The sequence below is a fragment of the Sphingomicrobium aquimarinum genome (assembly GCF_039655735.1).
Classification (GTDB): Bacteria; Pseudomonadota; Alphaproteobacteria; order Sphingomonadales; family Sphingomonadaceae; genus Sphingomicrobium; species Sphingomicrobium aquimarinum.
In genome coordinates, this window is sequence record NZ_JBBYXH010000002.1 from 163,260 (window position 1) to 174,260 (window position 11,001).

The following is an 11,001-nucleotide window of genomic DNA, read 5'->3' on the forward strand; positions in this document are numbered from 1 at the left end:
AGGATAGCCGCTCATGGCGCGCGTTACCGTCGAAGATTGCGTCGACAAGGTCGACAACCGGTTCGATCTCGTTCTCCTGGCCGCCGAGCGTGCACGCCAGATTTCGGGCGGCGCGGACCTCACCATCGACCGCGACCGCGACAAGAATCCGGTCGTCGCGCTGCGCGAGATTGCGGAGACGACGGTCAAGCCCAAGCATCTGGAAGAAAGCCTCGTCTCGGGGCACCAGAAGGTGCAGGTTGATGACGATGACGACATCGACGAAATGTCGAGCCTCACCGATCAGGCTGAAGCACTGCGGCTCACGGCGTCGGCGCCGCCGCGTCCGAGCCCCGGCACGGCCGACTAAGCACTCTCAATTTTTCGCATAGTGAGGGCGGTCCGGAAGCGGGCCGCCCTTTTCTGTGCCAAGCTTACAGCGTCACCTTGTCGGTGCGGCGCAGGCTGGCACCCGTCTTGGTGTCCACCCACATGAGGTCCTGAAGACCGAGCTCGCGCCCGTCGGCGGACATCACCGCGACCGAGCGGACAGGCTCCCCGTCGCGCGCGTCGGCCAGCTGGATCTCGGCACAACCATGGCCCCACCGCTCGCCCCATTGACGCAGTGCGACCACGACCGGAAGCAGTCCGGCACCTTTCTCGGTGAGCTTGTAGACGACCTTGCGTCCGTCGTCGGGATCGGGCTGGCGGTCGAGGATTCCGCCGGACACCAGCTTGGACAAGCGGTCCGAAAGAATATTGCGCGCGATTCCCAGTCCCGCCTGGAATTGCTCGAAATGCGATAGGCCGTTCAACGCGCTGCGAAGAATGAGAAACGCCCATTTCTCGCCGATCAGTTCGATCGCCGGCGGCAGCGGGCATTGAAGCGCGGCGGCTTTGAAAGCTTCGATATCCGGTGTCACGCCACTCAAGATGTCGTCTCCGCTGATGTCATCGACACTCGCCTGACGCAGGTGCCGTCCCGTTCGCGTAAGAGATTGTCATAAGCGCATCATGGACGAAAGGACAGGGCCGTAATGAAAATATAGGTAAATCAAAGTCCTTTCGCACTTGCAAAAACCCTCCCCCCGGTCCCATTTTGCAGATGTGCTGAGACAATATGAACTCGTCGAGAAGGTCCGGGCCTACGATCCCGATGCCGACGAGGCGCTCATCAACCGCGCCTATGTGTTCTCGATGAAGGCGCATGGCGCCCAGTTGCGCGCCTCGGGCGATCCCTATTTCTCGCATCCCATCGAAGTCGCGGGCATTCTCACGGATCTCAATCTCGACAGCGAGACCATCGTCACCGCGATCCTCCACGACACGATCGAGGATACGGTCGCCACGCCCGAGCAGATCGAGAATCTCTTCGGCAGCGAGGTCGCGCGGCTTGTCGATGGCGTGACGAAGCTCTCCAAGGTCGAAGCGATGAGCGAGAGCGAGCGCGCCGCGGAGAATCTGCGCAAGTTCCTGCTCGCTCTGTCGGGCGACATCCGCGTCCTGCTCGTCAAACTCGCCGACCGCCTCCACAACATGCGCACGCTGCACCACATCTCCAAGGAGGACAAACGCCGGCGCATCGCCAAGGAGACGATGGACATCTATGCCCCGCTCGCCGAGCGGATCGGTATGTACGAGATGATGAAGGAGATGCAGACGCTCGCCTTCCAGCACCTCGAACCCGACGCCTATGCTTCGATCATCCGTCGCCTAGAGCAGCTCAACAACAAGGGCGGCGACGTTGTCAGCCGCATCGGACTGAACCTCGAACTGCACCTCAAGGACCATGGCCTCGAGGCCGAGGTCACGGGACGCGAGAAGCATCCCTATTCGATCTGGAAGAAGATGGCCGAGCGGCACATCAGCTTCGAGCAGCTTTCCGACGTGATGGCCTTTCGCGTCATCGTCGAGGACGCCGACGACGTCTATCGCGCGCTCGGCCTCATTCACCAGCGCTGGCCAATGGTGCCCGGGCGCTACAAGGATTTCATCTCGACGCCCAAGCGCAACGGCTACCGCTCGCTCCACACGTCGGTCATCCACGACAGCAATATGCGCATCGAGATCCAGATTCGTACGCGCGAGATGCATTTCCAGGCGGAGCGCGGACTGGCGGCACACTGGGCCTACAAGGACGGCGCGCAAGTCGCCGACATCAACGTGCCGTGGATCAACGACCTCGTCGAAATCCTCGACCATGCCGACGGCCCCGAGGAGCTGCTCGAGCATACGCGCATGGCGATGTACCAGGACCGCATCTTCGCCTTTACGCCCAAGGGTGAGCTGATCCAGCTTCCCAAAGGCGCGACCTCGGTCGATTTCGCTTACGCCGTCCATACCGACCTCGGCGACCAGACGGTCGGCGCCAAGGTCAACGGCCGCGTCGTGCCGCTGCGTACCCAGCTCGACAATGGCGACCAGGTCGAGATTCTCGCGTCCGACGCCCAGCAGCCCCAGCCCTCGTGGCTGCACTTCGTGGTCACCGGCAAGGCGCGGGCCGCCATCCGCCGCTTCGTGCGCCACAAGGAGCGCGAGGAGACGATCGAACTCGGCACCAAGATCTTTGCCGAGATTCTGGAGCGCCTGCCCAACGCGCCGCGCAGCGGCGCGACCAAGCGCGCAGCCAAACGTCTCAAGATGGAAGACGAGGCCGAGCTGATGGAGGCCATCGCCAAGAAGCGCATCTCGGATGCGGCGGTGATGGAGGCGCTGGTGCCCGGCTCGACGGCGGGTCTCGACGACGACGATCAGCGCGGCCCCGAGCAGCGCAACGCCATCTCCATCAAGGGTCTTACCCCCGGCGTCGCTTTCGAACTGGCCGAATGCTGCCACCCCATTCCGGGCGACCGCATCGTCGGCGTCCGGCGCGAGGACGACATGATCGAGGTGCATGTCATCGGCTGCGAGACGCTATTGCAAAGCGACGACGTCGACTGGCTCGACCTTGCGTGGGGCGACCAGTCGGACGGCGGTACCGCGCGGATCCGAGTCATCCTGCACAATGTCGCGGGCGCGCTGGGCGAGATGGCGGGGATTTTCGGTTCCAAGCGTGCCAACATCGTCAACCTCGGGCTCGTCCACCGCGATGGCAGCTTCCATACGTTCGACGTCGACACCGAACTCCACGACCTCGCGCATCTGCACGCGATGATCGCAGCGCTGCGCGCCAGCGATTCGATCAGCTCGGCCGAACGGGTCTAACCGATCCCGACGCTGGTCGCGCCGCGCGCGGCCGAATTGCGGCGCAGCGCGTCGGCACCGCCCGAGGCAAGTACGGCCAGCGAGACGAGGTCGCTCGAAGTCGCCGTCATCGGGGCGATCTGAACCGGCAGGCTCATCCCCATCAGATAGGGCCCGAGGACGCTTTCCCCGCCGATGGCTTTGAGAAGCTTGGTCGAGATACTCGCCGACTGCAGGCCGGGCATGATCAGGATGTTCGCAGGCCCCGTCAGCCGCGAGAAGGGATAATAGGCCCGCTGTGCGTCATAGTTGAGCGCGGTATCGGGCCCCATTTCTCCCTCATATTCGAAGTCCGTCGTCATCCGGTCGAGCACTTTGACGGCATCGCGAAGATGCTCGACATGGTGGCCCGGCGGATTGCCAAAGGTCGTATAGGAGATGAACGCCACGCGAGGCTCGGTGCCCATCCGCCGGGCGAAGGCCGCCGAGCGAATCGCGATCGCCGCGAGCTGTTCTGCCGTCGGGCGTTCGGTGACGCTCGTATCGGCGATCAGCACCGTCTGTCCCTGCTTGGCGACGATATTGATACCGAAGGGCTCTGCGCCAAGATCCTCGTCGATGACCGTTCGGACCTGCGCCAGACTGGTCGAGAAGGGACGCGTCGTCCCCGTGATCATTGCATCGGCCTCGCCCAGCGCGAGCATCGCGGCGGAGAAGTAGTTGCGGTCCTGGTTGACCATCCGCTCCACTTGGCGGCGCAGCATCCCGCTTCGCTGGTGCTTCTCGTAGATGAAATCGACCGCTTTCTCCACCAGCGGCGAATTGCGCGAGTTCAAGACCTCGAAACTTTCCGGATCGTCGACCCCCATCTCGGCCAACCGGTCGTAGGTCGTCTCGCGCCCCACGAGCACCGGCGTGCCGTAGCCTCCGTCCCTGAAGGCGATCGCAGCGCGCAGGACATTTTCCTCCTCGCCCTCGGCGAACAGCACGCGCTTTGGATTGCGCTTGGCCGCTTCGAACGCGAGCGTGAGCACCGAGCTGGTCGGATCGAGCCGCGCGCGCAGTTCGGCGCGATAGGTCTCGTAATCCTCGATCGGCTTTTGGGCGACGCCCGTTTCCGCCGCCGCCCTTGCAACCGCCGCCGGAACGATCTCGATCAGCCGCGGGTCGAAGGGCGCGGGAATGATATAGTCGGGCCCGAAGCTCTTGGCCGCGCCGCCATAGGCAGCCGCCACTTCCTCGGGCACCGCCTCGCGCGCCAGTTCGGCGAGCGCGCGGGCCGCCGCGATCTTCATCTCGTCGTTGACCGCCGTCGCGCGGCAGTCGAGCGCGCCGCGGAAGATGAAGGGGAAACCCAGCACGTTGTTGACCTGATTGGGATAGTCCGAGCGCCCCGTCGCGATGATGGCATCGGGACGCGCCTCCTTGGCGACAGGAGGCGAAATCTCCGGCGTGGGATTGGCCATCGCGAAGATGATCGGATCCTTCGCCATGCCCATGATCATGTCGCCGTCGAGCACGTTGCCCGCCGACAGTCCGAGGAACACGTCCGCGCCCTGCAGCGCATCGACGAGCGTGCGCCGGTCGGTCTTGACCGCCTGCGCCGACTTCCACTGGTCGAGATCGTCGCGGTCCTGGTGAATCACGCCGGTGCGGTCGCACATCAGAACATTCTCGGCTTTGACGCCCATGCATTTGATGAGATCCGAACAGGCAATCGCAGCCGCGCCGGCGCCGTTCACGACGACCTTGAGGCTCGCCATCGAGCGTCCGGTCAGGTGCGCGGCATTGATGAGCCCCGCCGCGGTGATGATTGCGGTCCCATGCTGGTCGTCGTGGAAGACCGGAATATTCATCCGCTCCTTGAGCGTCTGTTCGATCACGAAACAGTCGGGCGCGCCGATATCTTCCAGATTGATGCCGCCGAAGCTCGGTCCCATCAATTCGACCGCATCGATGAAGCGGTCGCAATCCTGCGTATCGAGTTCGATGTCAATCGAATCGACGTCGGCGAAGCGCTTGAAGAGCACCGCCTTGCCTTCCATCACGGGCTTGGACGCGAGCGCGCCCAGATTGCCGAGCCCCAAGATCGCCGAACCGTTGGAGATGACCGCGACGAGATTGCCCTTGGCGGTGAGCTCGTACGCCTTGCCGGGATCGGCGGCGATTTCCTCGACCGGCACCGCGACGCCCGGCGAATAGGCCAGCGCCAGATCACGCTGTGTCGCCATCGGCTTCGACGCCTTGATTTCGATCTTGCCGGGCCGCCCGCGGCTGTGGAACTCAAGCGCTTCCTCGCGCGAGAACTTGACGTTCGCTTCACTCATCGATGGTCTCTCCTTGAGATTGAAGCGCATAGCGAAGCGCTTCGGTTCAAGTCACGGACTTAATGGAAACGCGGCCCCGAACCCGCTAGCGTGAAACACAATCATGGCCCGCGACGATTCCGCCCCCCAAAGCACCCCGGTGATGCAGCAGTTCCACGACCTCAAGGCGCAGGCCGGGGACGCGCTCCTGTTCTTCCGTATGGGCGACTTCTTCGAGCTGTTCTTCGAGGATGCGAAAGTCGCGGCGGCCTGCCTCGACATAGCGCTGACCAAGCGCGGCGAGGACCGCGGGCAGCCCGTCCCGATGTGCGGCGTCCCCGTCCATGCGGCGGAGAATTATCTCGCCCGGCTCATCAAGGCGGGGCATCGCGTCGCGATCGCCGAGCAGACGGAAAGCCCCGCTGAAGCGAAAAAGGCGCGCGGGTCAAAGGCGTTGGTCGCGCGCGGAATCGTGCGGGTCGTCACGCCCGGCACGCTCACCGAAGAGACCTTGCTCGATAGCCACTCGGCCAACTGGCTCGCCGCCGTCGGCCGTGCGGGCGACGAGTTCGCGATTGCCGCGGCCGACATTTCCACCGGGCGCTTCGAGCTCATTGCCTGCGACACGGGGGCGCTGCCGTCGGAGCTGGCGCGGCTCGAGGCCGCCGAAGTCATTGCCGAAGAGCCCATCCCGGGCCTCACCACCGGCAAGGGCGCGGGCGGGTTCGACAGTGCGGAGGGAGAGCGGGCGCTCAAAACGCGCTTCGGTGTCGCCGATCTTGCGGGCTTCGGCAATCCAACACGCGCCGAGTGCGCCGCAGCGGGCGGCCTGCTCGCCTACCTCGACGCGACGCAAAAGGACGCCGCGACCCATCTCGCAGCGCCGCGCCGCATCGAGCGCTCGAGCCTGATGGCGATCGACCCCGCGACCCGGTCGAGCCTCGAACTGCTGCGCGGTGCCGACGGCGGCACGGCCACCAGTCTCATTGCCGCCATTGATCGCTGCGTCACGCCCGGCGGCCGTCGTCAGCTCGCCGCCGATATCGCCGCGCCGCTCGCGACGCTGCAGCCGATCCGCGCCCGCCTCGCGCTCGTCCAGCATTTCGAGCGCGACCAGCTCCGCCGCGAGGAAGTGCGCGGCGCATTGAAGGCCTTGCCCGACCTCGCCCGCGCGCTCGGGCGCCTCGTGGCCGGACGCGGCAGCCCGCGCGATCTCGGTCAGCTGCGCGACGCCTTGACGGGGGCCGCCGACCTGCACGCGCGCCTGGGCGCGGACGACGACCGTCCCGACCTGCTCGACCATCTCCTCCCCCGCCTGACGGGCCATGCGCAATTGATCGGCCTTCTGGGCGAAGCGCTCGTCGAGACGCCACCGATCGAGACGGCAAAGGGCGGCTACATCGCACCCGGCTTCGACGAGGCGCTCGACCGCCTGCGCGAAACCGCCAAGGGCGGTCGGCAGGCCATCGCCGCGCTCGAAGCCGACTATCGCGCGCAGACCGGTATCGCCGCACTCAAGATCAAGCACAACAATGTGCTGGGCTATCATATCGAGGTCCCCGCCAAGGCCGCCGCGGCGCTGATGCAGGAAGGGTCGGGCTTCACCCACCGGCAGACCATGGCCAATGCGGTGCGCTTCAACAGTCCCGAGTTGCACGAAAAGGCCACCGCGCTCGGCGAAGCGGGCGACCGTGCGTTGGCCTTGGAAGCCGATCATCTCGCGAGCCTCGTCGAGGCCGCGACCGCCGCCGCGCCCGCGCTCACCCGCACTGCCGATGCGCTCGCCCGTATCGACGTCGCCGCCGGCCAGGCCTCGCGCGCGGTCGAGGGCGGGTGGACGCTCCCCAGCTTGACCGAGCAGCCCTGCCTCGAGATCGAGGGAGGACGCCACCCCGTCGTCGAGGCTGCGCTCGCTGCCACCGGCGAGCGATTCATCGCGAACGACTGCCAGTTGGGTCCCAACGACCGGCTCTGGCTCATCACCGGCCCCAACATGGGCGGCAAGTCGACCTTTTTGCGCCAGACGGCGCTCATCGCCCTGCTGGCGCAGGCCGGCGGCTACGTTCCTGCCACGCGCGCGAAGATCGGCCTCGTCGACAAGCTTTTCAGCCGAGTGGGCGCTTCGGACAATCTCGCGCGCGGTCGCTCTACCTTCATGGTCGAAATGGTCGAGACCGCCGCCATTCTCGCGCAGGCGACGAAGAACAGCCTCGTCATTCTCGACGAGATCGGGCGCGGCACCTCGACCTACGACGGCCTCGCCATCGCCTGGGCTGTGACCGAGGCCTGCCACGACGATATCGGGGCGCGCACCCTGTTCGCCACGCATTATCATGAACTCACCCGCCTCGCCGCGCGGCTTGACAGGGTTTCGCTCCATCATGTCCGCGCGCGCGAATGGAAGGGCGATCTGGTGCTTCTCCACGAAGTCGTGGCGGGGGCTGCGGACAAGAGCTACGGGATCGCGGTTGCCAAACTTGCCGGCATGCCGCCCAAATTGCTGAAGCGCGCCAAGGATATCCTCGCGCGTCTGGAGGCCGGACGCAGCGAGACGGGCGGCATTGCCGCAGGGCTGGACAGCCTGCCGCTCTTCGCTGCCGCGGCTGACGAAGAGGCCGGCGATCCGCTCGCCGAGGCGCTTGCCGCGATCGATCCCGATGCATTGACGCCGCGCGAGGCGCTCGACGCGCTTTACCGGCTGAAGGCGCTGGGAGACGAGGCGTGACGCCTCCCCTGCGCGCTAAACTGGTCGAGGATCGCCGCGCGATCATCGACCGCCGCGCACTTTCCGACCGGCTCGCCGCGCTCTGCTATGGCGAAGACGGTCGCGACACCGCTCTCGCCATTCTGAAGCAGGCGCGCGAAGACGGCCTCACCGAAATTGCCCGCCGCCTCGCAGCCGAACCCAACCGCGGGCGCGTCCACGCCGCCGCCTACGCCTTCCTCGCCGACCAGATCGTACGCCTCGTCCACGATGTCGTCACGACGCGCCTCTTCCCCAATCCCAATCCCAGCGCCGCCGAGCGACTGTCACTCGTCGGTATAGGCGGCACGGGGCGCGGGGAAGTGGCGCCGCACAGCGACCTCGACCTCATGGTTCTCGTTCCCGAAACGCGCAGCGCGTGGATCGAGCAGGCGGTCGAGGGCATGCTCTACCTCTTCTGGGACATGGGCATTACCGTCGGGCATTCGGTCCGGACACCGGCCCAACTCGTCCGCCTCGCGGGCGAGGACATGGCGATCCGCACCGCCACGCTAGAGGCCCGCTACCTGTGGGGAGACCGCGCCCTCTTCGACGAGATGCAGGCCGGGTTCGAGCAGCACGTCCGGCGCGGCTCTCCCCGCGACTTCGTCGCCGCCAAGCTCGCCGAACGCGACGCGCGCCACGAGCGGATGGGCGACAGCCGCTATCTGGTCGAGCCCAACGTCAAGGACGGCAAAGGCGGTTTGCGCGACCTCCACACGCTATACTGGATCGGAAAATATGTGCACGGCGTGGACAAGCCCGCCGATCTCGTCGCCAAAGGGCTGTTCGATGCCGAGGAATTCCGCCGCTTCGAGCGCGCCGAGCGCTTCTTATGGTCGGTCCGCTGCCACCTCCACCGCGCCGCCGGCCGCGCCGAGGACCGCTTGGGCTTCGACCACCAGAAGGAAATCGCCGAGGCGATGAACTATGCCGATCGTCCCGGAAAGTCGGCGGTCGAGCGGTTCATGCATTTCTACTTCTTGAATGCCAAAGCGGTCGGCGACCTCACCGGCGTCTTCCTCGCCCAGCTCGATGCACAACTCGCCGAGGAAGGGCGGCGCTTCGCACTGGCGTCCGTGTTCCGCCGCGAGCAGGCCATCGACGGCTTCCCGCTCGATCGCGGTCGCCTCACGATCAAGTCGCAGCAATGGCTCGAGGACGACCCCATTCGCCTCCTCCAGCTTTTCCGCACCGCGCAACGCGAAGGGTTGGAGATTCACCCCGACGCGATGCGGGCCGCCGCCAGAGCGGCGCGCCGCGTCGACGAGGTCCGCGACGATCCGCTCGCCAACGCCATCTTCCTCGACACGCTGACCGGACGCGACGCGACCGACACGGTGCTACGCTGGATGAACGAAGCCGAGGTGTTCGGGCGCTTCGTCCCCGATTTCGGCAAGGTCGTCGCGCAGATGCAGTTCGACATGTATCATCACTACACGGTCGACGAGCATACCATCCGCGCGATCGGCCTGACCGCCGCAATCGACCGCGGCGAACTTGCGGACAACCATCCGCTCGCGACCAAGCTCCTCCCCCAGCTCGCCTCGCGGCGCGCGCTCTATGTCGCGGTCCTGCTGCACGATATCGCCAAGGGCCGCGGCGGCGATCACAGCGAACTGGGCGCCGACATCGCACTCGAACTGGGTCCGCGCTTCGGACTCGATCCCAACGAGACGCATCTCGTCGCCTGGCTGGTGCGGCACCATCTGCTGATGAGCGCGACCGCCTTCAAGCGCGATCTTGCGGACCCGACCACGATCGCCGACTTCTGCGCGCAGGTGAAGAGCGCCGAGCGACTGAAGATGCTGCTCATCCTCACCGTCGTCGACATCCGCGCCGTCGGCCCCGGGACCTGGACCGACTGGAAGCGGCGGCTCCTGCGCACGCTCTATGAAGCCGCCGAGGAGAAACTTCGGCTCGGTCACAAGGAGAAGGGCCGCGCCGAGGTCGTCGAACGACGCAAGGGCGAACTCGCCGACACGCTGAAATGGCCGCGCAACGCAATCGCCGCGCACCACAAACGGCTCGGCGACAGCTACTGGCTTGCCGAACCGCTCGGCTGGCAGCGCGCCAATGCCCGGCAGATGGCCGAAGCGGAAAGCGTCATCGGCGCGGCCGAGCCGTCGGTGCAGCTCAAGCGCGATCCCGACAGCGACGCGACGCGCGTCAGCATCTTCGCGCCCGACGCGCCCGGCCTGTTCGCGCGAATCTGCATCGGCGTCAGCGCGGGTGGCGGATCGATCATCGATGCACGCGTCCATACGACCAGCGACGGAATGGCGCTCGACAATCTGCTCGTGACCGATGCGCAGGGACAGCCCTACGACGACGCCCGTCGCCGCGAGCGCCTGCGTGCGTCGATCTACGCGGCACTCGATGCCGAGACGGTACCCGAACCTCCCGAACGCGAAGCGTTGAGCGCGCGCGAAGAGGCCTTCGACGTCCCGCCCGGCGTCATGGTCAGCCAGACCGCGTCGACACGGATGACCGTCGTCGAGGTCAATGCCCGCGACCGCCAGGGCCTGCTCGCGCGGCTTGCCCACGCCATTCATCTGGCAGGCGCGACGGTTCATTCGGCGCACGTCACCACCTACGGCGAGCGGGCGATCGACACGTTTTATCTTACCGACGGACATGGCCGCAAACTCACGACCACCGTGATCGAAACGCTTCGTGCCGCCTTGCTTGAAGCGGCCACCGATACCGTCGCCGCCTGACAGCTCTCAAGGAAAAGGGCCCCGCGACATGATCGCGGAGCCCTTCCTCTCTCTCTGACGGGGAGCCGTT

The 11,001-nt window shown here is 65.9% G+C and carries 6 protein-coding genes; 4 read left to right on the top strand and 2 right to left on the bottom strand.

Annotation, left to right across the window (positions count from 1 at the left end):
• Positions 1-13 precede the first annotated feature (13 nt).
• Complete coding sequence (rpoZ, locus tag WJS89_RS06930) at positions 14-349, top strand: DNA-directed RNA polymerase subunit omega (RefSeq protein WP_346340217.1); 336 nt, start codon at positions 14-16, stop codon at positions 347-349.
• A 64-nt stretch (positions 350-413) separates the two neighbouring features.
• On the opposite strand, the gene WJS89_RS06935 is transcribed toward rpoZ, so the two are convergent.
• Positions 414-911 carry a winged helix-turn-helix transcriptional regulator gene (locus WJS89_RS06935; RefSeq protein ID WP_431993835.1) on the bottom strand — a complete coding sequence of 166 codons (498 nt, stop codon included), beginning with the start codon at positions 909-911 and terminating at the stop codon, positions 414-416.
• Positions 912-1,086: 175 nt separating this feature from the next.
• On the opposite strand from WJS89_RS06935, the gene WJS89_RS06940 reads away from it, so the two are divergent.
• Positions 1,087-3,183 carry a RelA/SpoT family protein gene (locus tag WJS89_RS06940; RefSeq protein ID WP_346340218.1) on the top strand — a complete coding sequence of 699 codons (2,097 nt, stop codon included), beginning with the start codon at positions 1,087-1,089 and terminating at the stop codon, positions 3,181-3,183.
• On the opposite strand, the gene WJS89_RS06945 is transcribed toward WJS89_RS06940, so the two are convergent.
• The gene (locus WJS89_RS06945) at positions 3,180-5,489 is read right to left on the bottom strand and encodes an NADP-dependent malic enzyme (protein ID WP_346340219.1); all 2,310 of its coding nucleotides are present in this window, start codon (positions 5,487-5,489) and stop codon (positions 3,180-3,182) included. The genes WJS89_RS06940 and WJS89_RS06945 overlap by 4 nt on opposite strands.
• A 103-nt stretch (positions 5,490-5,592) precedes the next feature.
• Here WJS89_RS06945 and mutS point away from each other — a divergent pair, with 103 nt between their 5' ends.
• Together mutS and WJS89_RS06955 are read left to right on the top strand one after the other, a co-directional pair.
• On the top strand, positions 5,593-8,193 hold the full coding sequence (gene mutS / locus WJS89_RS06950; RefSeq protein ID WP_346340220.1) for a DNA mismatch repair protein MutS: 2,601 nt from the start codon (positions 5,593-5,595) through the stop codon (positions 8,191-8,193).
• Positions 8,190-10,931 carry a [protein-PII] uridylyltransferase gene (locus tag WJS89_RS06955; RefSeq protein ID WP_346340221.1) on the top strand — a complete coding sequence of 914 codons (2,742 nt, stop codon included), beginning with the start codon at positions 8,190-8,192 and terminating at the stop codon, positions 10,929-10,931. Before mutS ends, WJS89_RS06955 begins: the two co-directional genes overlap by 4 nt.
• Positions 10,932-11,001 lie beyond the last annotated feature (70 nt).